The sequence below is a fragment of the Ochrobactrum sp. PL_is483 genome (assembly GCF_055816855.1).
On the sequence record NZ_JBVPGS010000039.1, the window covers coordinates 1 to 22532 of the forward strand.

Genomic DNA, 22532 nt, shown 5'->3' on the forward strand with positions numbered 1-22532 from the left:
CGAAGCAGATGATCTTTCGGGACCAGTTGATCGAGCGTCACCATCTCGAGCGCGGTCTGTTCGGCGGCGGGTTTCTTCAACATGACCCACAGAATCACAAAACCCCCGACATAGCCAGGGGTTTGTCAGCAGCCTGAGGCGGCTTCGGCCGCCTTTTTCAATTCTGGCAGGACTACTGCTGACATTCTGCAATACGGTCTTGTCGTGAAATAATTTTCCAGATAAATGCTTTCGCACCGGCGCGGCCTTTTTTCCGATTTACAAGCGTGACGTTCAGTTTTGAGCGACGATGGCGCGCGAGTTCTACAATCAACACAATTTATGACTGTTCCACCGTGTCCATCGTGGAGCATATTTCAGGTGTCCCATGCATGATCCCCAGTTTGTACGGCGGGGCTTGTTACTCGTCTTTATGACGCTTTTTCTCGACATTATCGGCATTGCGATCATCATGCCGGTTCTGCCGACTTTTCTTGAAGAACTGACCGGCGCGGATATCAGCACCGCTGCCGTGGATGGCGGCTGGCTTTTGCTGGTTTATGCCGGGATGCAGTTTCTGTTCGCACCGATGATCGGCAATCTGAGCGACCGTTTCGGGCGGCGCCCGGTGCTGCTCGCCTCGATCTTCACTTTCGCGCTCGACAATCTGATCTGCGCGCTCGCAGCTTCCTACTGGATGCTCTTTGTGGGTCGTGTGCTGGCGGGTATCAGTGGCGCGAGCTTCGCGACGGCTTCGGCCTACATTGCCGATGTCAGCGATGACAGCAACCGTGCGCGTAATTTCGGCCTGATCGGCATTGCCTTCGGTGTCGGCTTTGCGCTTGGCCCGGTGCTGGGCGGCTTGCTGGGTGAGTTCGGCCCGCGCGTTCCGTTCTACGGTGCGGCGTTCCTGTCCTTCATCAACTTCATTCTGGCCTATTTCCTGTTGCCGGAAACGTTGAAGCGCGAAAACCGGCGTGCGTTCCAGATCGGCCGGGCCAATCCGCTGGGTGCGCTCAAGCAGATGCGGAGCTATCCGGGCATCGGCTGGGTCGTGCTGGTCTTCTTCCTGTTCTGGCTGGCGCACGCGGTCTACCCATCGGTCTGGTCTTTCGTGGGCGCCTATCGCTACAATTGGAGCGAGGCGGAGATCGGCCTGTCGCTGGGCCTGTTCGGCGTCGGTGCGGCCTTCGTGATGGCGGTGGTTCTGCCGCGGGTTCTGCCGATACTCGGTGAAAGACGCACGGCGATCACCGGCGTGTTGTTCTCCTGTCTCGGGCTCATCGGCTACGCCATCGCATGGGAGGGATGGATGGTCTATGCCGTCATCTTCCTGACGGCGCTGGAAGGTCTGGCCGATCCGCCGCTGCGAAGCATTGCGGCGGGCAAGGTTCCGCCTTCGGCGCAGGGCGAATTGCAGGGCGCGCTGACCAGCGTGTCGAGCATTACAACCATTATCGGTCCGCTCATCTTCACGCAGCTTTTCGCGATTTTCACCGGCAAGAATGCGCCGTTCGTCTTTGCGGGCATGCCCTATGCGGTGGGCGCCGGGCTGGTCTTTCTGGCGCTGGTCATCGTGGTGGCGCGGGTGCGGCCCGCGCCTGCGGCGAAGCCATCAGAGGTTTGATGGATGGGAAAACGGAAAGGCCGGAGTTTTTCGCTCCGGCCTTTTTCTTTTGATAACTCGCGGCGGGTTTACGCTGCCTGTTCGCGTTCGGGAAGCAGCGCTTCACCCTTCCGTTCGCGGATCAGATTGATGAAGCGGCGGAACAGATAGTGCGAATCCTGCGGGCCGGGCGATGCTTCCGGGTGATGCTGCACCGAGAAGACCGGCTTGCCGACCACGCGCAGGCCGCAATTGGTGCCGTCGAAGAGCGACACATGCGTTTCCTCGACGTTTTCCGGCAGCGAATCTGAATCCACCGCGAAGCCGTGGTTCATCGACACGATCTCGACCTTGCCGGTCGTGTAGTCCTTGACTGGATGGTTGGCGCCGTGATGGCCCTGATGCATCTTCTCGGTGCGTCCGCCGAGCGCCAGCGCCAGCATCTGGTGGCCGAGGCAGATGCCGAATACCGGAAGGCCGGTTTCGACAAGCTTCTTGATGGTCGGAACGGCATATTCGCCGGTCGCCGCCGGGTCGCCGGGGCCGTTGGACAGGAAGATGCCGTCCGGGTTGTAGGCCAGAACATCCTCAGCCGTCGCTGTTGCAGGCAGCACGGTGACTTTTGCGCCAAGGCCGGTGAGCAGGCGCAGGATGTTGCGCTTCACGCCGAAATCGAGCGCCACCACGTGATATTCCGGGGCTTCCTGTTCGCCATAGCTGTTGGCGAGCGTCCACGGCGTTTCCTTCCACGTAAGGCTCTGGCCAATGGTGACGTCCTTGGCGAGATCGAGGTTTTCAAGGCCGCTCCATGCGGCGGCGCGTGCCTTGAGCGCATCGAGGTCGAACTTGCCGCTCGGATCATGGGCGATGACCGCGTTCTGCGCGCCGCGTTCGCGGATGAGCGCGGTCAGCGCGCGGGTATCGATACCGGCGAGCGCAATGATGCCGCGATGCTTCAGCCAGGTGTCCAGATCTTCCGTAGCGCGGAAATTCGACGGCGACGTGATGTCGGCCTTGAAGATCGCGCCGACCGCGCCGTGGCGATTGGCCGGTGTCAGGTCTTCAATGTCTTCGGCATTGGCGCCGACATTGCCGATATGCGGGAAGGTGAAGGTGACGATCTGCCCGGCATAGGACGGATCGGTCAGGATTTCTTCGTAGCCGGTCAGCGCCGTGTTGAACACGACTTCGGCTTCGATGGCACCGATTGCGCCGAGGCCCTTGCCTTCGATCACTGTTCCATCGGCAAGTACGAGGATGGCGGTTCGCTTCTCCACAGTCCAGGGTGCTGTTTTCGGTGTGGTGTCTGTCATGGTCTGCACTCCTGCTTGTTAGCGCACGCCAGCGTGTGCTGTTATTTCGTTACCAGTCTTCATGCATGCCGCTGTCCCAAAACCGGTTTCCGCTTTTGGGTGGCATGCTTCATGCGGCACGCGTTCGTGTTTCAACCCGCCACCGGTAAGGTAGCTTGAAAGATGAAGCGTCAAGGGGCATATATGCGCCAAAAGGCAGCGGGGATTTCAAACCTCCCACTGCCAGCACGTGCCGATGTCCTGCTAAGCCTTGAGCAATAGAGAAACTTGAAGGCCGGGTCAATCGTCCGGGATCATGCTTTCCTGAAAAATGGCGATAATCGTCGTAATATTATTTTGCGGGATGGCGGTTCGGACAGCTCGGCGGATCTATTCGCTTGCTGTATAGATGCAGGAAACGAACAACACAGAACAAACACCGTCAGGAGAGACGTTATGCTTCGCCAGGAGATTTCCCAGGCCCTCACAACCGCGCTGAAAGCACAGGACAAGCGCCGCATGTCGACGCTGCGCCTCGTTCTGGCTGCGGTCAAGGACCGTGATATCGCCAACCGCACCGCTGGCAAGGACCCGGTCGGGGACGAAGAATTGCTGGGCATCCTCGGCAAGATGGTCAAGCAGCGGGAAGAATCCGCGCGCATCTATGAAGAGGGCAGCCGCCTTGAGCTCGCCGAGGCCGAGCGCGAGGAAATCACGATCATTTCCGAGTTTTTGCCGCAGCAGATGACCGATGATGAGATCAAGCAGGCCTGTGCTGATGTGATTGCCGAAATTGGCGCTCAGGGTCTGCGCGACATGGGAAAATGCATGGCCGTTCTTAAAGAGCGTCATGCAGGCAAGATGGATTTCACCAAGGCCAGCGCCATCGTGAAATCGCTTTTGCAGTGAAAGCGTGAGGCCTGAAGGCTTTTGACTTTGTTTAGCCCTCGCCCTGGCGAGGGCTTTTGTTTGTGCTATGCATGGCGAAAGCCCAACAATCACCGGATGCGGACTGATGAAAACAGCTTTGCTTGTTATAGACGTTCAAAATGACATCGTGGCCGGAATGGGTGCGCCGGAACGGCAGCCAGCTATCGACCGGGCCCTTGATGAGATCGTTGTGCGGCTGCGCGACTTGCAGGAGAAGGCGCGTCAGGCTGGAATTCCGGTCATCATGGTGCAGCATGACGGCGGTCCCGGTGACGAGTTGGAAAAAGGCACAGCAGGATGGGAAATCCGCGAGGAGCTTGCCTTGAAACCGGGTGACGTTCTCGTTGAAAAGCGAAGCTGCGATTCTTTCCATAAAACGGACCTGCAAGCCGTTCTGGACCAGCAGAATATCTCGCACCTCATTATTGGTGGCTGCCAGACGCAATATTGCGTCGACACCACAGTGCGGCGCGCTGTTTCTCTTGGTTACGATGTCACGTTGATCGGGGACGCGCACACGACCGGCGACACCGCCAGCCTGCAATTTGCGGATATCGTTGCGCATCACAATGAAACATTGAATGGTTTCAAGGCTGGAAATGCCCGCGTGCGGGTGCGCCCCGCCGCGGATATTTCGTTCTAAGATTTGGGGCCATGCGGCAGCAGGTATCGGCCTGCCGTCGCGGGACTCGATTGTCAGTTCTGCTTGGCGGCCTTGAGGCGCGTGTCGCTGAGCAGGCCCTGTTCCTCAAGCACGGGGTAGGCCATCGAGGCCAGAAGCGAATTGATCTGCTTGAGGTCGCGGATCGTGTCGAGGTGGATTGAGCTTGTCTCGATGCTGCGGGTGGCGCCTTCGCGCAGGCGCGTGAAATGGCGCATGCTCGTCTGCTTTTCCAGTTCGCGCAGCTGGTCCTTTTCCTGCACAAGCTGGCGCGCCGTGCGGCCATCGCGCGAAACAATCACGTTGAACGCCATATGCGCATTGGCCAGAACCATGGCGTGGAAATGGCTGAGTTCCTTCCAGCCTTCCTCGGTAAATTCGAGGTTGTGATCCATCTTCTTTTGAACATGCACCAGCATGTTGCGCACGATGATATCGCCCACCTGCTCGAGCTTGACGCAGGCACCGAGCAATTCCTGCATGCGCAGTGACTCAAAATCGGTCAGGTTCTGCGTGGCGAGCCTGGTGAGATAGAGTTTGATCGCGGCGTGTTTCTTGTCCACCCGGTCGTCCAGTGCTGCCAGTTCGTCAATGCGTGCCTGATCGGGCTTTTCATAAAGCTCGATGATGCGGCGCAGCATGACTTCGATCGTGTCGCAGACACCGACCACTTCGCGGGTCGCATTGGCGAGTGCCTGCGAAGGCCGGTCGAGTACGGCGGTATCGAGCGCGCTATATTCCTCGACCGCCAAGGGCTGCGCGGATGCATTCTTGTCGGCGTTGAGATGCACCAGCGTTTCGGTGGTGCGCAACACGAGGCTGGAAAGCGGAATGCCGGCAATCATCACGACGACATTGAACAGGATATGCGCGTTGACCACCTGCGAGACCGGATCGGCGCCGAGGAAGGCGACCGACGGTTTGAAGGTCTGGTAAAGCACCAGCATGATGAGCGATCCCGCGCCGCGCATCAACAGATTGCCGAGCGGCACGACACGGGTTTCAGGCGGCGCATGGCGGGTCAGGATCGGGGCGATGATCGACGAACCCAGATTGACGCCAAGCACCATCACCACCGCCAGTTCCGGCTGAATCAGGCCGCGTGAGGCGAAAGTGGTAAGCAGGATGACGGCGGCGACGCTGGAATGAAACAGCCATGTCATCAGGGCCGCGAGCAGATAGGCGGTGACCGGGTCGCCCGACAGATAGTCAACGATGACCGGCAGCAATTCGCTTTGCCGCAACGGTTCTGTGGCCTGTCCGGTCATTTCCAGCGACATGATGAGAAGGCCGACACCGACCACGATGCGCCCGATTTGGCGCCAGTCGCGCCGCTCGGTCGTCATGAAGATGCCCGTGCCGATGACAAGGCAGAGCGGCACCAGAAGCGTGAGGTCGTAGCTCAAAATCTTGACGACGAGGGCGGAGCCAAGCTCGCCGCCGCGCACGGCCATGAGGCCCGCGATGCCGCCTACAATGCCTGAACCGACAAAGGAGCCGACGAGAAGCGTGACCGCTGTCGAGCTTTGCAGGGCGACGGCGAGGGCGAGGCCAAAGGCGACGGAAAGCAGCGGATTCTGCATCTGGCTGCGCAGGCGTCGGCGCAACCGGTCGCCATAGGCACGCTCCACCCCGGTCCGAACCATGCGTGTCGCCCAAAGCAAAAGAGCAACTGCACCGGCCAGATGCAAAAGGACCAAAGAACCATTCACGGCAAAATCCCTTCGGGTTGGAGGTGGGGTGAAACCAACATTGGTTGAGCTAACGCAACAAATGAAGAAAAAATATGTTCCGGCTAATCAAATATCCAGGAGATATGGGCTTATTCGCAATAAATTGCAATCTCCTCCTATAGTGTCGTGACGAATATATGACAGTTTTGTGACAATCCGCTTGTTTGGCAGCGACATGTGATTAGCGGGGAGGGACACGCGGGCGCGATGGACTGTCAAGGCGGGCGAGCCTATATAGGCTATGGACTATCATCTGCCTGCTGCTTGATCCGAAAGTGAAATCTGTAATGCGTTTTCCGCCATCCTTTCTCGATGAGATCAGAGACCGCGTCCCGATCTCGACGCTGATAGGAACGCGCGCATCGTTCGACCGCAAGAAGAGCAATCCGCCAAAGGGCGATTTTTGGGCCTGCTGTCCGTTTCACGGCGAGAAGACGCCGAGCTTTCACTGTGAAGATCGCAAGGGCCGCTATCATTGTTTCGGTTGCGGTGTGACCGGCGACCACTTCAAGTTTCTGACCGATCTTGAAGGTCTGAGTTTTCCGGAAGCGGTGGAACGTGTTGCCGACATGGCAGGCGTTCCGATGCCCGCGCGGGACCCGGAAATGGAAAAGCGCGAGGCGCAACGCGCCACGCTCTACGATGTCATGGAACTGGCGGCACAGTTTTTTGAGAGCCAATTGCAAAGCGCAGTCGGCGCCAAAGCGCGCGCCTATCTGCGCGACCGCGGCCTTTCGACCGCGACACAGCAGACGTTCCGCATCGGTTATGCGCCGGAATCGCGCAATGCATTGAAGGAATTTCTGGCAGGCAAGGGCGTGTCGCGCGAGCAGATCGAGGCGTGCGGTCTTGTCGTGCACGGCGAGGGCATTGCCGTTTCCTATGACCGTTTTCGCGATCGCGTCATGTTCCCGATCGAGGATCTGCGCGGGCGCATCATCGCTTTTGGGGGGCGGGCGCTTTCCGCCGATGCGCCTGCCAAATATCTGAACTCGCCGGAAACCGAACTGTTTCACAAGGGCCGTGTGCTCTACAACGGCTTGCGGGCGCGCAAGGCCTGCCAGCCGCAAGGCGGCGAACCGGCCAAATCCATCATTGCCGTCGAAGGCTATATGGATGTGATCGCGCTGGCGCAGGCCGGTATCCATCAGGCGGTGGCTCCGCTGGGCACGGCGCTGACGGAAGAACAGCTTGAACTTCTCTGGCGCATCAGCCCGGAACCCGTTCTGTGCTTCGATGGCGACGGGGCGGGGCTTCGTGCCGCCTATCGCGCCGTCGATCTGGGATTGCCCGCTTTGCAGCCCGGCAAGTCGCTGCGTTTCGCGCTTTTGCCGGAGGGGCAGGACCCGGACGATCTCGTCAAGGCGGAAGGTCCAGCTGCGTTCCACGCGGTCCTGCGCGATGCCAGGCCGCTGGTCGACATGGTGTGGACGCGGGAAACGACGGGCGGTGTCTTCGATACGCCGGAACGCCGAGCCGAGCTTGAAGCGCGGCTGCGCGAGATTACCAGCCGCATCGCCAATGAGGATATTCGCCGCCATTACAGCCAGGATATGCGCGACCGGGCGCAGGCTTTCTTCGGACAGGGACGTCAGGGATATCAGGGCGGAGGGCAGCGCAATTCGTCTTTCAACCGCAGGAACGATGGCGGACGCGGGCGCGGCGGACCGGCCGGTGGCAGCGGTCGTCTTGCGATTTCCGACAGTCTGGTGCGTTCCACGCTGGTAAAGGGCGGCAGGCCGGGGGCGGGATCGCATGCGCCCTTGCGCGAAACCGCAATCGTGCTGACGCTTCTCAACCATCCGCGTCTGATCGAAGAGGATTTCGAGACGGTGGCAGCGCTCGATCTGGGGCATGAAGCGTTGAAGTCGCTGCATCTGGCCATGCTGGATGTGCTGGCCGCCGGACACATGGAAGATGGTCATGCGATGCGGCGAGCGCTGGTCAATGCCGGGCATGGCGAACAGATCGAAATGCTCGAACTTGTGGTGAAGGGCGCGAAGCTCTGGACCGCAACCGCACTGGCTGCGGAAGACGATGCGCGGGAAGCGCTTCGGCAGGCGCTTCACTTGCATCAGCGGGCGCGCACACTACATAAGGAGCTGCGAGCCGTTGAAGCCGCGCTTGAAACAGATGAAACTGGCGAGTTGTTCGCGCGTCTCAGGGATATACAAAATCAGATTTTGAAAGCTGACGCGACAGAAGCCCTGATTGACGGTTTCGGCCTGTCTTCGGGACGTCCGCCCGGCGGCTTCTGATTCGGTTTCACGAATCAGACTTGCCAGAACAGCCGGAAATGCGGGGTTGCGATCCGAAAATCGTGCTCTATCTGGCTGACGGAAAGGCCGTGACAACAAAATGATTCGCTTTTTAAGCGCGAATCAGGTGAGTCGCTCTTGACGTATGGCGTAAATGACGGAATCACGACAGTTCGAACAAGGAAAAGAACAGAAACCGGTGATATCCGAGGCTGCAAGGCAGCAAGCTGGGTACGGGCCGGGAAGTGGCCCGAAAAAGCGGCCCGGAAAATCGGTATTGTCCGGTTGACCGCCCGATCTGCCCACAAGAAATCGGAGATGAAGAAGCCCGATACCGAAGGCAAGGTTAATCCGCCATTAACAGGAAATCGGCTACTCGCAGAATCAACTGACGGATTGCGGCCTCGCAAAACTGTCCGAGAACTCTATATATCTTAGAAGCGACCGGGGTCGCCTGGAGAAGAACATATGGCAACGAAGGTTAAGGAAAACGAAGAAGCCGAAGTCGAGCGCGAAGGTGCTGCCGACGGTCCGCTTCTCGACCTTTCTGACGATGCTGTCAAGAAGATGATCAAACTCGCGAAGAAGCGCGGCTACGTCACGATGGACGAGCTGAACGCCGTGCTGCCTTCCGAGGAAGTGACATCCGAACAGATCGAAGACACGATGTCGATGCTGTCAGACATGGGCATCAACGTCGTTGAAGACGACGAGCAGGACAACGACCGCGAAGACAACAGCGACGACGACTCGGAAGAGGGCGGCGATCTGGTCGAATCCGGCGGCACGGCTGTTGCCACCACCACGACCAAGAAAGAGCCGACCGACCGTACCGACGATCCGGTGCGCATGTATCTGCGCGAAATGGGATCGGTCGAGCTTCTGTCGCGTGAAGGTGAAATCGCGATTGCAAAGCGCATCGAGGCCGGTCGTGAAACCATGATCGCAGGGCTTTGCGAAAGCCCGCTGACCTTCCAGGCGATCATCATCTGGCGCGACCAGCTGAATGACTCCAACATCCTGCTGCGCGAAATCATTGACCTCGAAACCACCTATGCCGGTCCGGAAGCCAAGCAGGCTCCGGTGATCGAGCGCGTGGAAGAGGACAAGTCCCGCGATGACAAGCCTCAGCGCCGCTCGCGTGACGACGACGACATTACCAATGTCGGCGGCGACATGCCGGTTGAAGAGGAAGAAGAAGACGAGGACGAAGCCAACCTGTCGCTGGCGGCCATGGAAGCCGAACTGCGTCCGCAGGTCATGGAAACGCTCGATCTCATCGCCGACACCTACAAGAAGCTGCGCAAGCTGCAGGATCAGCAGGTCGAGGGCCGTCTGGCCGCGACCGGCGAACTGTCGTCAAGCCAGGAGCGCCGCTACAAGGAACTCAAGGATCAGCTCATCAAGGCGGTGAAATCGCTGTCGCTGAACCAGAACCGTATCGAACAGCTTGTCGAACAGCTTTACGACATCAACAAGCGTCTGGTGCAGAACGAAGGCAAGCTGCTGCGTCTGGCCGAATCCTTCGGCGTGCGCCGCGAGGAGTTCCTGAAGGAATATCAGGGCCACGAACTGGACCCGAAATGGGTCGAGCGCGTCAGCACGCTTTCGGCGCGCGGCTGGAAGGAATTCGCGGCCAAGGAAGAACGCACCATCGACCGCTTGCGTTCGGAAATCCAGATGCTGGCGACCGAAACCGCGATCTCCATCGGTGAATTCCGCCGCATCGTCAATCAGGTGCAGAAAGGCGAACGCGAAGCAACCATCGCCAAGAAGGAAATGGTGGAAGCCAACCTTCGTCTCGTCATCTCGATTGCCAAGAAGTACACGAACCGTGGCTTGCAGTTCCTCGATCTCATTCAGGAAGGCAATATCGGCCTGATGAAGGCTGTCGACAAGTTCGAGTATCGCCGCGGCTACAAGTTCTCGACCTACGCGACCTGGTGGATTCGTCAGGCGATCACCCGCTCGATTGCCGATCAGGCGCGCACCATCCGCATTCCGGTGCACATGATCGAAACGATCAACAAGATCGTTCGTACATCGCGCCAGATGCTGCATGAAATCGGTCGTGAGCCGACGCCGGAAGAACTGGCTGAAAAGCTCGCCATGCCGCTGGAAAAAGTACGCAAGGTGCTGAAAATCGCCAAGGAACCGATCTCGCTCGAAACGCCGGTCGGCGACGAGGAAGATTCACATCTGGGCGATTTCATCGAGGACAAGAACGCGCTTCTGCCAATCGATGCCGCCATTCAGGCCAATCTGCGCGATACGACGACCCGTGTTCTGGCTTCGCTGACCCCGCGTGAAGAACGTGTTCTGCGCATGCGTTTCGGCATCGGCATGAACACCGACCACACGCTGGAAGAAGTCGGCCAGCAGTTCTCGGTCACCCGCGAACGTATCCGCCAGATCGAAGCCAAGGCACTGCGCAAGCTGAAGCATCCGAGCCGTTCGCGTAAGCTGCGTTCGTTCCTGGATAGCTAGGCCTGAACATCTAGGCCTGGACAGCTAAACGATACGGGAAGGGGAGGCGATATGTCCTTTTTGAAGCGTCTTTTTGGTGGAGGCTCCGCCTCCGAAACGCCAGCGGAGCCGAAAGAGGCTGGTCGCCTTGAGCACAAGGACTTTTTGATCATTGCCACGCCCTATAGCGAGGGTGGGCAGTATCAGGTCTGCGGCGTCATTTCCAAGGCAATCGATGGCGAAGTGAAGGAATATCGCTTTGTCCGCGCCGACCGTTGCCCCGGTATCGAAGATGCCGCCAGCATTGCGCTGAACAAGGGACGGCAGATCGTGGATGAGCAAGGCGAAGCTATTTTTCGCTGACCGCCTGCAAGAAGATCAAAAAAGCCGCGCACGTAAAATGCGCGGCTTTTTTGTTTCAAGTTCAGTGCGAGTGGCACACGATGGCGACCAGTCTGCGCACGATGGGCAGAATGGCGAGGAGCACCGGAAAAGCCACCACCCAGGAAAGGCCCCAGGCGCCCATCCAGCTTGATGCGAGGTCGGGATGGGTAAGACCAAGGCTCTTGGCAGTCGCGATCAGCGACACGATGAATGTCATCATGATCGAGAGGATGAAAGGCATCACAATGGATGCATAGCGCGCGGGCAGCTTTCTGCGGCGTGCGCATTCAAACTGAGACATGTATAATCCTGATTATTATGCCGGGAAGGCGCAACGAAACATCAAAGCGAATTGCCGTTCCCGGCGGGATTGATGCGTTGCCTGACGTAAGACGCTTACGGTCATGATGATGACGCCGGATGAGTAACCTAATCAGGAATCGATTTCAACTGTTCTGAATGGCGGCGATTTGTCCATGCCATTCCCGACACAATTCCATTATACGCTGCATCATGAACAACAAACCATTCTGGCGTACCAAGACCCTGAACCAGCTTACCCGCAGCGAGTGGGAGAGTCTGTGTGACGGGTGCGGCCAATGCTGCCTGCATAAATTGCAGGACGAGGACACCGACGAGATCTATTGGACCAGCGTCGCCTGTACGCTGCTCAATGCCGAAACGTGCCAGTGCCGCGACTATCCCAACCGGAAGAAGACAGTGCCGGACTGCGTGTTCCTGACGCCCGAAATCGTTGACGAGGTGGACTGGCTACCCGTGACCTGCGCTTATCGCCTGGTTGCGGAAGGCTCGGACCTATACTGGTGGCATCCGCTTGTTTCGGGATCGCCCGATACTGTGCATGAGGCAGGTGTCTCGGTTCGCGGCAAGGTGACGGCCTTTGATCATGATATGGAAGACGACGATGATTATCTCGACCATATGGTGATGCCGGGCGAGCGGTGACGGCCGGCTTGCGTTTTTCAAACATTGCGTAAATTTAATCCGCAACCGGGACAGAGTTGCGCGATTTTTTTAATGGAATAACATATTGAATTTATTTGTTTTATAGGGGTTCGGTGCAGATGCCCCTTCCGCTTCACGGTAAGCTGAACGGCACATGAATGATGGTTTTTCATTCTGTTCATCTATTGCGGGCTACTTCTCGGGTGTCTCAGGCAAGACCTGGAAACAAATCGAAAGAGGTTCAAAGATGTCTGCTATTTCGCTCAAGTCGTTCGTCGTAACCGCCGCTCTTGGTGTTGCTGCCATCTTCACGACGGCAGCTACGGCCAGCGCTGCATCGCCGGTTGCCGTTCCCGCTGTCAGCACGTCGGCAGGCTCCGCCATCGTGAACGTCGACTACCGTGGTCATCGCCACGGCCGCCCGGTTTATCGCGGTCCTGCCTGCTCGGTTGAAGGCGCCAAGATGAAGGCCAACCGCATGGGCATCCGCAATGCGCGCGTCGTCTATCGCGGCAAGTCGGTTCAGGTTCGCGGCTTCCGCCATGGTCGTCCCGCCGGGGTCGTATTCGCAAATGTACGCGGCTGCCCGATCATTCGCTAAATCAGGTTTGAGTTTGAAAAGCCCCGGCCTGAGCAATCAGGCCGGGGCTTTTCTTTGCCGACAGGTAAAGAAAAGGGGCGCTGGTGCGCCCCTTTGCTCTTGCCAGATGAGTTGTCGTTATTCCTTGATTTCGAAAACGACGTTGACCGAAACATTATAGCTGTTCTCGCCCGCTGCAACAGGCACGGCATCTTCCGGCGCTGCGCTGGCCATGGTCTTGAACTGGGCACGAGCAATCGGCATCGGCATTGGCGGGCGGCTCTGCTCGTTGATCTCGACAACGCGGCCGATACCTACACCGGCAGCATCGGCAAGCGTCTTCGCCTTGGCGATAGCGTCGGCAACGGCCCGCTTGCGCGCTTCATTGATCGTGGCGGACGGGTTGTCGTTGACGAAGCTCAGATCGCCGCCCTGATTGACGCCGAGCGTGACGGATTCATCGAGCACGTTGCCGACCTTGGCCAGATCGCGGACGCGCACCGTCAGGCTGTTCGAAACCGTATAGCCGGTGATGCTCGGTTCCTTCAGGCCGTTCTTGTCGTCCGGGTAGACAAAGCGCGGCTGGATGTTGATGCCGCCGGTCTGAAGATCGCGGTCTTCAATACCGGCTTTCTTCATGGCTGCGAGTACTTTCGCCATGGCTTCGTTGTTGGCGGTCATGGCTTCGCGAGCGGTCTTCGCCTCGCGCAGCACGGAGAGATTGAGAATGGCCATGTCGGGCGAGGCGGTCATGGTGCCTTCGCCGGTGACGGCGATACGCGCAGGCTGCTTCGTCATCTGATTCTCCTGTGCCAGAGCCGGCAGCGTCAGCGCGCCTGCGAGCATGATTGCAGAAAAGGAGGTTGCAAGAAGAGTGGTAGCGCGGTTGTTCATAAAATCTCCTGTAGAGAAAGTTGAGGCAGCTTTGGCAGAGCAGGCCGTGCCGGAAGGGCTGGCCGCTTTGTCTTTGAAATCATTTATTTCTTAAGTTCCCTCTCATGCGTGGAGCCGACGATATCAGATTCGAATTGCGCGCCAAATGCAACCTCCGGTTAAAGTAGCGGAAGTGCTAGGAGCCGCTCTAAGTATTTGTTTCGTCGCATGTCTTTATCCCGAACCTGGTTCCCACGTTCGGAGACATGCTCCCGGTTGCATGCTTCGCAACTGAATATGTGCGCATTAGGGCAACTGATGCATTTGACAGCTTGTGTCCCGGCTTTCTTTAGGGTAGGGCAAGGATGCGTGGGGCCTGTAGCTCAATTGGTTAGAGCCGGCGGCTCATAACCGCTTGGTTGGGGGTTCGAGTCCCTCCGGGCCCACCATCGCCTAAGTTCTTGATTTTATTAGCGCTTTTTCTCCGGATTTTCCGTTTTGTGCACCTAAATGTGCACCTGAACGCGGAGATATCCGAATCATGTATCTTTGGCAGAAGCAAAATGGCTATTTCTTCCAAATCCGGCCCCCGTCCTATCGGGGTGATTTAGGAACAAGCCATTTCAGAATTTGGCTGGGGCAGCTTTCCAAAACGGAAGCGAGACGACGAGCGACAACGCTGGCGGCGTTGGCGTTGGAAGGATTTAGAAGCGGGATGGATAGGGACACTTTAAACCGAAGCCTTAAAGCGTTGGCGGACGAGTTGTTAACGTTGAAGCGGCAAACGCTTGGCGCAACTTTTGATCTCGGCAACGCGCTTCAACGCCTCGAAGAGTTGGAGGAGAGGGAAGAGGGCGGCTTAGAGGTAGACCCCTTGGCTTATAAGGAGCAGCGGGAATTGCTGGTTGCCGCTCGATCCAAGATAAATACACTCAAATCTATACGCACCCGCTTAGATGCAGTCGGGCAAGCTCTCCAGACCGATGCCGCAGCACTGACAGCAGAACGGGCGGCATATGCGCATGCGCTTTCTGCCGTCGCCTCCATTCAGGCTAATTTGGTCCCGCCAGCAACACCGCCCGCGCCAGTGACCAGGGTGGCACTAGTCGAGAGGTGCGAACATGAGGACGAACGCACTATCACAGCAGAAACCTTGCTTAGCGTGGCTGGCAAGATCATCCTTGATCTTCGCAGGGAGGCGAGGGGCGATGTCGGTAGCGGCGGCGACCGCTATCAGGAACGGCTTGAGCATGCGCTTGCGGCATTTATCGACGTAAACGGCGACAAACCCCTTAAATATTACGTCCCCGCCCATATGCAGGATTTCGCCAATGTCATGGCGAAAGTCTCCAAAAACCGCACAAAGCATGGGTTTTTGAAGGGGCTTACCCTTCGCGAAATGGGTGCGACCAACAAGGCGCGACCCAAGCCAATCGACACGCTCAGCGAATCGACTGTTAAGAACCTTTGCGAAGAGATCGGTAATTTGTGGGAAAAGGCGACCGCAGACGTCGAAGGTGTCCGCAATCTCAAATCGCTCAAGATTACGAAGCCTTCTGGCACTCGAAAAGCCATCGTGCGGGAAGGCCTGCCCGTCAAAGCTCAAAGCATTTGGATGCAGTCGGCAGCTGAGCTTTATCCTCGCGACGATTTCAAAAAGTACCTCCCGCTAGTCGGTCTTTTGACTGGCATGCGGCTTGGCGAACTGGTCTATCTCCAGCCAAAAGACATCGTGGAAATCGACGGTCACACAGTCATAGACCTTCGTCTTCCGCTGGTTATCGACCGTAAGGAAGTTGGTCGTGAACTGAAAACAGAGACCTCTCCTCGTATTGTCGCACTTCATCCATTTTTGATTGAATGTGGATTCGTCAAATGGGCGAAGCAACGCCGTGTCTGGGTTTTCGGAGAGTTTCATAAGGCCAAAGACCCCGCAGGCGCAGCGGGCAAACAAATGAGCACGTGGATGCAGAATCTGGGCATCCATTCGGAATACAAGCATGTCTTCCACAGTTTGCGACACAACGCCAAGCACTGGCTACGCGTCAATATCGAAGGCGACACGGGCAAGCTTATTGCGGATCGGCAATGCGGCCACAAGCCTACCAGTGTGGGCGACAACTACGGTTTCCCTGTCCTCCAAAGCGACGAGATTGCGAAAATCGAAGCCATTCCATTGCCAAAAGGAGTCGATTTTTCGGGCTTTGTGAAGAAATAGCCCACTGGCTTATCATTCCGCTCATTTGCTCTCCGAATTGCATTGCAAAGTAGGGCGGATGGGCTAGGGCATGCAGTGCATGGCCTTCCAGGTCGGTCACAAGTCCTGATACACCGTTCTTTTGCTGCCTACATCGGTCGTGTCGCTACGCTTATGGGCAAGCGCAAGCGTTCCTGACGTCACCCAGCTAGCTCCACTCTGCCGATGTTCATGGCTTCCAGAACGGTCGCAATCCCGCGACCGACAGGAGGCCAAGCAATGTTGCTCACCCGTGAAATCCGCACCCACCTTCGTCGCAATGCAGATATTTCCGAACGCGGCGAGGTCGATCACAAGCCAGTCGTAAAGTTCTTCACCCCCGACGCTCAGGCAACCTGGTTGTTTTCGGAACTCGCAGCCGACGAAGATACGCTTTTCGGTCTTTGCGATCTCGGACAGGGTACGCCAGAACTCGGCTATGCCTCGCTTTCCGAAATCTCAGCCTTGCGCGGCCCTCTCCGCCTGCTTGTCGAGCGCGATAGGCACTTCCGCGCAGACAAGCCCCTGTCGCAATACGCGGCAGACGCCCGCAGCAAGGGCCGGATCGTCGCTTAGGCGATCCCCTTATTTGGCCTAGCGAATGTAATTTTTCTATGTTCTTGGCTCTGTTTCACTTCGAACTGGAAAATCTAATCGCAAGGCGTCGATGAGCGCTTTCAGTGCATCGCCTTCCTCGGCCAATTTAATGAATCCCTCAGTGTTGGCAATGCTTTCTGAAATAGTTATCTCTTTTGGCGGCACTGAACTCAAAACATCTTGAAGGTAAAATGCCAACGGGTTCTCATCATCGAAGAAACTGCTTCTGAAAGTAGCAATCCAAGCCATAAAAAAAGCCAGAGGTGCGTCAGTATTAAATATATGAATAGAACCTAAATTCTCCTTACCATCAATAAAGTGCTTGAATGGAATGCCTGTTTGTTTAGACATCGGGTAATCAAGATAGGGGGATACAAGTATTACAACATCCTGATCAAGCATGAAAATGCTATCTAACGGAATGGCTCGATGCTTTTCAATGTACTCCATCAACTCTAGCAGGATAACTCGCCAGTTGGCTGGAGTTTCCAATCCTAGCAAGAAATAAGGTCGGTAAAAAACGTAATAGCTCAGCCAGTTGTCAGGTTTTGGAACAGCCACCAAGCGAGAAAGATTTCGCGCACGTAAGGCGCGAAACCGCCGTGCTTTCGTAAATTCGCCCTGCAATATCGAACGATTCAATGACGTTTTGACTTCACCTGCTACATGAACCCCTTCGATAAAGAATGTTGTAGGCGTGTCACGCGGCCCCATAAACGGCTGCTGAGCATTGCTTACTACGATATCGATTTGGCCAGAGGTTCTGTCATGCGTATCGCCGTGCAACGCCACGACCTCTCCGGTGCCAGCAGTCAAAGATCGAGGAAGATGGTTTTCAAGGAAGTTACGAACTGCAATCTCTACTGCATTGCCTCTTAAACCATAGTGCTTAAATCTTTCACGAGCTATCTCTAACTCTAGCTCAAGAAGACGCTGCTGCCGTTGGAAAAGAAACTTGAGGTCCATTCTATTCACCAAATCATAAAACCTAATTGAAGCAGCGACAAACTATTCGATTGTCACATAGAACGGCGCGCTCTTGGCAACCAGATTATTATCCCGTTTCCTCAAGACGAAAGCTTCGACAGGATGAACACCACGATAGGCTAGCTGCTCCCACTTTTCCCCGTGCGTGTCAGATCGTTCAAATCCACCGCGAAGGCAGTTCGCTCGGTATGCCTCTTGATCCGTATTGGTTATCCGCCAGTGAACCTCATAATCATCCTTTGGAAAAGGAAAGCCATTTAAGGCGGTAGCTCGGAATCTAATCCAGTTATTTGGTGGCAAAGGTTGCAGCGACTGGATATCGTAAAGCTTGTTGTAGCCTTTTGATTGATATAATTCTGCTTTCACCTGCACCGAAATATTGGTGTTCGTCGCGACCCGCCATGTTGGGCGTTTCATATGAGGCAAATTGTTGAAGCCGGATGGTAGCGCAGCTCCACCGAAGCGTTTTACTAGGCTAACAAGGTCCGCCGTTGCATCAATTGCCAAGTTCCGAGCTTCTTTTAGAAGAAGGACTGCGTTCTTGCTAACGGATTTCGCCTCTTCAATCACCTCGTCCTTAGCAAAGTCGTCCCCAAAAACGCGACGCCATTTTGCGATACTCTCATTCCGATCAGTCTCGGCGTAGGCATCGTCAATCCATCCCCGGTACTTCGAGACCATCTTTTTTAGATTGTCGTATTGAACGTCAGTCAACTCGCTAGCAAAATCGCAATCCACGAACGGATTGCTGACCCTCGGCTTGTTATAATTATTAGCAAGCCAATTATCCCATCGCGAGAAGATTGTTTTCAGTGCCGTTGGAGTATCTACAAAATCGCTTCCGTAGCGATCAATTGAACTCATACGATAGCCTAACATCGTTGTAAGCAGTATCGATGAGCACGTAAAAGTAGTCTTTATGTCTCGAAGGTACTTAATTAAACGGGTGACCTTTCGAAAACTATTTGCTCCCGACCAAGTGTTTCGTTCAACAAGCCAATCTGTGTATTGTTTTGGCTCGGAATGTTCGTATTCATCGCTATCGCGATTGCAAACTTCGAGAGAACCATTCCAACTGCGATTCATAATGCAGGGGGCAATATCGATCTTCTTTTCGTTTGCGTATGTAATAGTCACACAGTGCGACCAACGCCGAACCTTGTTTTGATAAACAGGGCTTCCTCGGAACTCTAGATAGAGATTGTTTAAGTAGTCCTTGGCTGTCCAGCCATCCACCGGATCTACGAAGACAATCAAATCAGCGTCGAATTCGCCCGCATCAACAGGCTTTATGATTGTTTTATGTGCCCATGAGCCTTGAGCCATCCATTCACGGATATTAGGTGCCCAATCCGATGCCTCAATGAAATTCTTAATCGCATCAACACTGCTTTCGAGGCTTTCGATACGCGTTGTGTTGAGATTGACGGTGTCGCGTAAAAAATCATCAAAAAGCTTTAAATGTTTCATTGTTCATCTGCCCCAGAATTATTGTTATCTATTTGATATTGCTTCCAACGAGCATTCAGAGATTCTTCGCGGCATGAATATGCATAAGGAACGCTTTCTGGGGCAGCCTCTATTGCGCTGTTGTAATCGGCCATTATGAGCATGACGTCTGTGTCGGGAAATCCCGCAATACGAGCGACTTTCAGTCGAGATTTAATGTCGTTCAGACTATTGGTAGCCGATCTATGAAGCGCCCAAGCACCGATGACGTCCGAAGACATTACAAAGACGAAAATTGCTAATACGATTCTCAGGATGGTTATCACGTTTCCTTTTTCTACAAATGGAAACGCGGAGAATGCGATTATAGCGAACATCAAAGCGAATAGCCCCATGAGAAGCAGCATGACATTCGCGCTTATCTTTTGCAGCTCCGCACTGTAGAACGCGGACTCCTCGATCATTTCGCCTAAGCGGGCTGATCCATGGGGTAGCTTAGTCGCATAGTAGTCGCCCTTTGCATTGGCTTGGGCGGTCTCTAGTGAGACGGTCATCTTATCTCTCAGCGACGATATCTCGTTGGCTGAGATATTTCGTCCTAATCCGCCAATGAGCGTTGCCGCCCGCCTTGCAGCTTGGGCGGCCGCCCTTCCTCGCTGGTAAAAAAAATTAAATCCCCACCACATTGTGAGCAAAAAAGCTCCGGAAACCGCCAAAACGTATGTCGTGGTGACGTCCACCACCACGACTGCCACCGCTCCGGGAACGGCGACCAGCAACTGAATGATGAAAAGCCAAACGCGAAGCTTCGCTGTACGACCAAACTCTGATCGGAGATAGCCGACAAGAACATCCTGATTTAAAGACATGTTTGCCCCAATACTTTTGCCCTGAGCTAGTCGTGATCGACTCGAGGAAGGTTGTCAAAGGGTAGCAGTTTCAATCAGAAGGAAAGCAACAGAGTTGTGGTCTTTACCGTGGCTGCAAAGCTCATTACGGACCAAAAGCCGACAAGCAACCGAACAATTTTGCTCATTTCCCGTGGCCCCTATAGTCGTTGCCACGACGTCATGCCCGCCCATAAAGCCACACACGAAACAGGGCCTTTCAGAGCTTCCGTTGTCGACTCGGCCACCTAGAATTGTGGATTTCGCATTGAATAAGAGGAATGCAACCGAAGACTTTGCTATACTCGCGGAAGGCGAGCGCTCCCCCTATATTTGCAAGAATTACTCATCAGCTAGGAATTTATCTGACAGATGACTGACGATACGTCTAATCCTCCTAAACCTGTAAAGCTAGCCGATCTTGCAAAGCTGGGCCTTCCAGATGACATGAAGCCATTTGGAGATGCTGCCAAGGCTTTAGCTGATCTTGGGCCGGAACTGAAGGCAGCACAACAGTTTCGAAAGCAAATCGAAGCTCAAAAGAGTATGTACGACAATTTGCTTCGTCCGTCGAAGGAAGTGGAAGCTCTCAGAGATCGACTTGAGTCTTTCACCAAGCCGAATCCTGCCATGAAATCCATTCTGGATCAGGTTGAGAATCAGCAGCGACTGCTCGGCTCGTTCTCTGCGGGAAAGGCACTTGACCAAAAGTCAGGTGCTGGGATCAATGAGCATATTCCCGTTCCCAGAATGCCAGAATTCGAGATACCGAGGAATCCAATTCTGGACACGAACGCAAAGCTTGCCGACATCGAACAGAAGTTCGAGAGCATGTTGGATGTTATGGCAAATGCGGCGCGCATCGGAAACGACATCCAAGCTCAGGCAACTACGTTTATCGACAAATTCGAGGAGGCGTCCGCCCAGACAGATAAGTCGGCCAAGAAAGCAATTCTGGTTGGCGTAATTGCGCTTGTAATCGCGACGCTAAGCCCGTTTGCTCCAATGGTCGTAGACTACTTTTCCCCTAACCGCACAGTTCCTTCGATTGAGGCTCTAACAAGTGAGGTCATTTCCTCTCGGCAGTCAGCTAACGCCGATAATCAACAGTTAATTGAAGCCCTGAAGGAGCGTAACGACGAAGTAGCTGAAAGGCTCTTGAGTGAGGTTAGCCAGAAACAAGACGAAACAAACGTCATATTGCGCGAGCTGCTTCAGACGTTAAAAGATCGCAACAGCCCCGCCAATCAGTAATTGCGAGCCGTGCGTCGCATGGTATGAAACCTTCAAAGGGACACGGCACGAAAATCGGGCGTCGCAGTAGGTGCCAGCAATCAGCCGCGCAGCCGCCTATGGCCGCAGACGCCCATTTTTACTGCGTGTCTAAACACGCCAGCGGCTATTTTCGCGCAAATTTTGGCACTTCTGGGGCCTCATTTTTCGTCAGCGCAGGGAAAATAGGCCTTGTGTCGGGTTGCGCCATCATTGATAATTTTGTCAGTGACAAAATAGAGGAGGCAACATGACAGAGGAAGTGATTGAAAAGAAGAAGCGTGGACGTCCAACGAAAGGTGACCGCCCAATGTCGGGGCGCGAGCGGCAGCGGCGGCATATGGCGAAGCTCAAAGCTGGAGCCGTTCTGAAAACGGACGTCGCAATATCCGCAGCCGAAGCCAGCTTGCACCAACTTGCCCAACGGGGCGCGACAACGCTTATTCCTCAGATCGTCGGGCGTCTGGCCGAAGTCCGCAGCACATTCGAGCAGGCCAACACCGTTCTAGCGTCGGGCAAATCTCCGAACAAAGGCCAGTTCATGAAGGAGACTCGCGAAACGTGCCAATGGCTGACTGACGCACTGGAGCAGCTATCACAATGCGGCGCGACGTCCAAAGTGCAAACTGTCCATCAGACGAAACTTGAGCGCCAGCCATACGCCGATCAGACATGGGGCGATATCGCTGCATTGTGCCGCGACATCTCATCTAGCCATGCTTGGGAGCGCATCAAATCCAGCGATATGCCCGATCTCATCAAACGTGGCGTCTCAGTTTTTCAGAAGATCCCGATGAGCTGATACCCGCCAGCCTCCAAAACACGCACAGAATCGAATTTATGGCCCTCCAAATTTGATCGAACGGCCAAATTTGTTGAAAATCAGCAGATTGTCAGCTTTTCGGCCCATTTTTACACGACGCTGAAAACTGCCGAATGTTAGCGCTGTGCATATGCGGGGCGCTCTTCGAATCTGAGTTTTCAATGAATGACGATATTGAAACGGTCGAGAAATCTGCAAGCTTCTTGACTACGTAATGCTCTGTCGTGAAGCCCTCCGGTCGCGAAAACACCCTTGCACAGATAGCGGATTGCTCGCCGTCTGTGGTGAAGGTGTCGCACTTCAAGCTAATGGTCTCGCGGTTCCCATCGAACGCGTTGTAGCTATACGCACCTTTATCGCCGTCGATAATTAACGCCTCGCGCCCATTGTGCTTGTCTTCGCCTACTCGGCTGCAAGTGATGGTGCTGTCTGCGGCCGATGACACTGAAGTCATTGCAAGGAAAATAGCCAAGCCAGAAAATGCAAGTTTCATAAAAACCCCACGCAAATCTAATCCCTTGAAAATAGCATAAGGCTTTCCCGTCTTCGATCC

The 22532-nt window shown here is 55.3% G+C and carries 20 protein-coding genes, 1 tRNA gene and 1 pseudogene; 13 read left to right on the top strand and 9 right to left on the bottom strand.

Features of this window, described 5'->3' with window-relative positions; all coding sequences use genetic code 11:
* Positions 1-367 precede the first annotated feature (367 nt).
* Positions 368-1606 (top strand): TCR/Tet family MFS transporter, encoded by a 1239-nt coding sequence (locus AC0TNJ_RS16970; RefSeq protein WP_473771788.1) that lies wholly within the window; start codon positions 368-370, stop codon positions 1604-1606.
* 68 nt (positions 1607-1674) lie between these two features.
* On the opposite strand, the gene carA is transcribed toward AC0TNJ_RS16970, so the two are convergent.
* The gene (carA, locus tag AC0TNJ_RS16975; RefSeq protein WP_122001245.1) at positions 1675-2898 is read right to left on the bottom strand and encodes a glutamine-hydrolyzing carbamoyl-phosphate synthase small subunit; all 1224 of its coding nucleotides are present in this window, start codon (positions 2896-2898) and stop codon (positions 1675-1677) included.
* A gap of 435 nt (positions 2899-3333) precedes the next feature.
* Between carA and AC0TNJ_RS16980 the strand changes: the two genes are divergently transcribed.
* Both AC0TNJ_RS16980 and AC0TNJ_RS16985 read left to right on the top strand, forming a co-directional pair.
* Positions 3334-3786, top strand: coding sequence for a GatB/YqeY domain-containing protein (locus AC0TNJ_RS16980; RefSeq protein ID WP_473769632.1), 453 nt, complete (start codon positions 3334-3336; stop codon positions 3784-3786).
* Between the two features lie 106 nt (positions 3787-3892).
* Positions 3893-4450, top strand: coding sequence for a cysteine hydrolase family protein (locus tag AC0TNJ_RS16985; protein ID WP_473771789.1), 558 nt, complete (start codon positions 3893-3895; stop codon positions 4448-4450).
* Positions 4451-4503: 53 nt separating this feature from the next.
* Here AC0TNJ_RS16985 and AC0TNJ_RS16990 read toward each other — a convergent pair whose 3' ends face one another.
* Positions 4504-6180: a Na/Pi cotransporter family protein gene (locus AC0TNJ_RS16990; RefSeq protein WP_473771790.1), complete on the bottom strand. Its 1677-nt coding sequence runs from the start codon at positions 6178-6180 to the stop codon at positions 4504-4506.
* A 308-nt stretch (positions 6181-6488) separates the two neighbouring features.
* Between AC0TNJ_RS16990 and dnaG the strand changes: the two genes are divergently transcribed.
* Entirely contained in the window at positions 6489-8459 is a 1971-nt protein-coding gene (dnaG, locus tag AC0TNJ_RS16995) for a DNA primase (protein ID WP_473771791.1), read from the top strand.
* A 14-nt stretch (positions 8460-8473) separates the two neighbouring features.
* Here the strand turns inward: dnaG and AC0TNJ_RS17000 are convergent, their stop codons facing one another.
* Positions 8474-8803, bottom strand: a complete 330-nt coding sequence (locus tag AC0TNJ_RS17000) for a hypothetical protein (protein WP_473771792.1) — start codon at positions 8801-8803, stop codon at positions 8474-8476.
* A gap of 124 nt (positions 8804-8927) precedes the next feature.
* On the opposite strand from AC0TNJ_RS17000, the gene rpoD reads away from it, so the two are divergent.
* Both rpoD and AC0TNJ_RS17010 read left to right on the top strand, forming a co-directional pair.
* A complete protein-coding gene (gene rpoD, locus AC0TNJ_RS17005; protein ID WP_122001241.1) occupies positions 8928-10946 on the top strand; it encodes an RNA polymerase sigma factor RpoD in 2019 nt (672 codons plus the stop codon).
* Between the two features lie 51 nt (positions 10947-10997).
* On the top strand, positions 10998-11288 hold the full coding sequence (locus AC0TNJ_RS17010; RefSeq protein WP_122001240.1) for an HlyU family transcriptional regulator: 291 nt from the start codon (positions 10998-11000) through the stop codon (positions 11286-11288).
* Between the two features lie 61 nt (positions 11289-11349).
* Here AC0TNJ_RS17010 and AC0TNJ_RS17015 read toward each other — a convergent pair whose 3' ends face one another.
* Positions 11350-11610, bottom strand: coding sequence for a DUF2798 domain-containing protein (locus tag AC0TNJ_RS17015; RefSeq protein ID WP_473769627.1), 261 nt, complete (start codon positions 11608-11610; stop codon positions 11350-11352).
* A 212-nt stretch (positions 11611-11822) separates the two neighbouring features.
* Here AC0TNJ_RS17015 and AC0TNJ_RS17020 point away from each other — a divergent pair, with 212 nt between their 5' ends.
* The gene (locus tag AC0TNJ_RS17020) at positions 11823-12275 is read left to right on the top strand and encodes a YcgN family cysteine cluster protein (protein ID WP_473769626.1); all 453 of its coding nucleotides are present in this window, start codon (positions 11823-11825) and stop codon (positions 12273-12275) included.
* A 247-nt stretch (positions 12276-12522) separates the two neighbouring features.
* Positions 12523-12876, top strand: a complete 354-nt coding sequence (locus AC0TNJ_RS17025) for a hypothetical protein (protein ID WP_025090513.1) — start codon at positions 12523-12525, stop codon at positions 12874-12876.
* Between the two features lie 117 nt (positions 12877-12993).
* Here the strand turns inward: AC0TNJ_RS17025 and AC0TNJ_RS17030 are convergent, their stop codons facing one another.
* Positions 12994-13749: an SIMPL domain-containing protein gene (locus AC0TNJ_RS17030; RefSeq protein ID WP_473771793.1), complete on the bottom strand. Its 756-nt coding sequence runs from the start codon at positions 13747-13749 to the stop codon at positions 12994-12996.
* A gap of 351 nt (positions 13750-14100) precedes the next feature.
* On the opposite strand from AC0TNJ_RS17030, the gene AC0TNJ_RS17035 reads away from it, so the two are divergent.
* From AC0TNJ_RS17035 to AC0TNJ_RS17045, 3 genes and pseudogenes are all read left to right on the top strand, one after another.
* Positions 14101-14177: transfer RNA gene (locus AC0TNJ_RS17035), tRNA-Ile, on the top strand.
* Between the two features lie 92 nt (positions 14178-14269).
* Positions 14270-14830, top strand: a pseudogene (locus tag AC0TNJ_RS17040) (hypothetical protein); the annotation flags it as partial.
* A gap of 1374 nt (positions 14831-16204) precedes the next feature.
* The gene (locus AC0TNJ_RS17045) at positions 16205-16540 is read left to right on the top strand and encodes a DUF2958 domain-containing protein (protein ID WP_473771794.1); all 336 of its coding nucleotides are present in this window, start codon (positions 16205-16207) and stop codon (positions 16538-16540) included.
* A gap of 36 nt (positions 16541-16576) precedes the next feature.
* On the opposite strand, the gene AC0TNJ_RS17050 is transcribed toward AC0TNJ_RS17045, so the two are convergent.
* Genes AC0TNJ_RS17050 through AC0TNJ_RS17060 form a run of 3 tightly spaced genes read right to left on the bottom strand, consistent with a single transcriptional unit; the run spans position 16577 to position 19866 of the window.
* On the bottom strand, positions 16577-17527 hold the full coding sequence (locus AC0TNJ_RS17050; protein ID WP_473771795.1) for a DUF6602 domain-containing protein: 951 nt from the start codon (positions 17525-17527) through the stop codon (positions 16577-16579).
* A 42-nt stretch (positions 17528-17569) separates the two neighbouring features.
* On the bottom strand, positions 17570-19018 hold the full coding sequence (locus tag AC0TNJ_RS17055) for an SMODS domain-containing nucleotidyltransferase (protein WP_473771796.1): 1449 nt from the start codon (positions 19016-19018) through the stop codon (positions 17570-17572).
* Positions 19015-19866 (bottom strand): hypothetical protein, encoded by an 852-nt coding sequence (locus AC0TNJ_RS17060; RefSeq protein WP_473771797.1) that lies wholly within the window; start codon positions 19864-19866, stop codon positions 19015-19017. The genes AC0TNJ_RS17055 and AC0TNJ_RS17060 overlap by 4 nt, the downstream gene beginning before the upstream one ends.
* A 390-nt stretch (positions 19867-20256) precedes the next feature.
* Between AC0TNJ_RS17060 and AC0TNJ_RS17065 the strand changes: the two genes are divergently transcribed.
* On the top strand, positions 20257-21138 hold the full coding sequence (locus tag AC0TNJ_RS17065; protein ID WP_473771798.1) for a hypothetical protein: 882 nt from the start codon (positions 20257-20259) through the stop codon (positions 21136-21138).
* A gap of 268 nt (positions 21139-21406) precedes the next feature.
* Positions 21407-21958: a hypothetical protein gene (locus AC0TNJ_RS17070; RefSeq protein ID WP_473771799.1), complete on the top strand. Its 552-nt coding sequence runs from the start codon at positions 21407-21409 to the stop codon at positions 21956-21958.
* Positions 21959-22049: 91 nt separating this feature from the next.
* On the opposite strand, the gene AC0TNJ_RS17075 is transcribed toward AC0TNJ_RS17070, so the two are convergent.
* Positions 22050-22472 carry a hypothetical protein gene (locus AC0TNJ_RS17075; RefSeq protein WP_473771800.1) on the bottom strand — a complete coding sequence of 141 codons (423 nt, stop codon included), beginning with the start codon at positions 22470-22472 and terminating at the stop codon, positions 22050-22052.
* Positions 22473-22532 lie beyond the last annotated feature (60 nt).

Excerpts from the sequence above, each read along its gene's own strand:
- AC0TNJ_RS16970 (WP_473771788.1), top strand. The coding sequence starts at position 368 with ATGCATGATCCCCAGTTTGTACGGCGGGGCTTGTTACTCGTCTTTATG.
- carA (WP_122001245.1), bottom strand. The coding sequence starts at position 2,898 with ATGACAGACACCACACCGAAAACAGCACCCTGGACTGTGGAGAAGCGA.
- AC0TNJ_RS16980 (WP_473769632.1), top strand. The coding sequence starts at position 3,334 with ATGCTTCGCCAGGAGATTTCCCAGGCCCTCACAACCGCGCTGAAAGCA.
- AC0TNJ_RS16985 (WP_473771789.1), top strand. The coding sequence starts at position 3,893 with ATGAAAACAGCTTTGCTTGTTATAGACGTTCAAAATGACATCGTGGCC.
- dnaG (WP_473771791.1), top strand. The coding sequence starts at position 6,489 with ATGCGTTTTCCGCCATCCTTTCTCGATGAGATCAGAGACCGCGTCCCG.
- rpoD (WP_122001241.1), top strand. The coding sequence starts at position 8,928 with ATGGCAACGAAGGTTAAGGAAAACGAAGAAGCCGAAGTCGAGCGCGAA.
- AC0TNJ_RS17010 (WP_122001240.1), top strand. The coding sequence starts at position 10,998 with ATGTCCTTTTTGAAGCGTCTTTTTGGTGGAGGCTCCGCCTCCGAAACG.
- AC0TNJ_RS17015 (WP_473769627.1), bottom strand. The coding sequence starts at position 11,610 with ATGTCTCAGTTTGAATGCGCACGCCGCAGAAAGCTGCCCGCGCGCTAT.
- AC0TNJ_RS17020 (WP_473769626.1), top strand. The coding sequence starts at position 11,823 with ATGAACAACAAACCATTCTGGCGTACCAAGACCCTGAACCAGCTTACC.
- AC0TNJ_RS17025 (WP_025090513.1), top strand. The coding sequence starts at position 12,523 with ATGTCTGCTATTTCGCTCAAGTCGTTCGTCGTAACCGCCGCTCTTGGT.
- AC0TNJ_RS17030 (WP_473771793.1), bottom strand. The coding sequence starts at position 13,749 with ATGAACAACCGCGCTACCACTCTTCTTGCAACCTCCTTTTCTGCAATC.
- AC0TNJ_RS17045 (WP_473771794.1), top strand. The coding sequence starts at position 16,205 with ATGTTGCTCACCCGTGAAATCCGCACCCACCTTCGTCGCAATGCAGAT.
- AC0TNJ_RS17050 (WP_473771795.1), bottom strand. The coding sequence starts at position 17,527 with ATGGACCTCAAGTTTCTTTTCCAACGGCAGCAGCGTCTTCTTGAGCTA.
- AC0TNJ_RS17055 (WP_473771796.1), bottom strand. The coding sequence starts at position 19,018 with ATGAAACATTTAAAGCTTTTTGATGATTTTTTACGCGACACCGTCAAT.
- AC0TNJ_RS17060 (WP_473771797.1), bottom strand. The coding sequence starts at position 19,866 with ATGTCTTTAAATCAGGATGTTCTTGTCGGCTATCTCCGATCAGAGTTT.
- AC0TNJ_RS17065 (WP_473771798.1), top strand. The coding sequence starts at position 20,257 with ATGACTGACGATACGTCTAATCCTCCTAAACCTGTAAAGCTAGCCGAT.
- AC0TNJ_RS17070 (WP_473771799.1), top strand. The coding sequence starts at position 21,407 with ATGACAGAGGAAGTGATTGAAAAGAAGAAGCGTGGACGTCCAACGAAA.
- AC0TNJ_RS17075 (WP_473771800.1), bottom strand. The coding sequence starts at position 22,472 with ATGAAACTTGCATTTTCTGGCTTGGCTATTTTCCTTGCAATGACTTCA.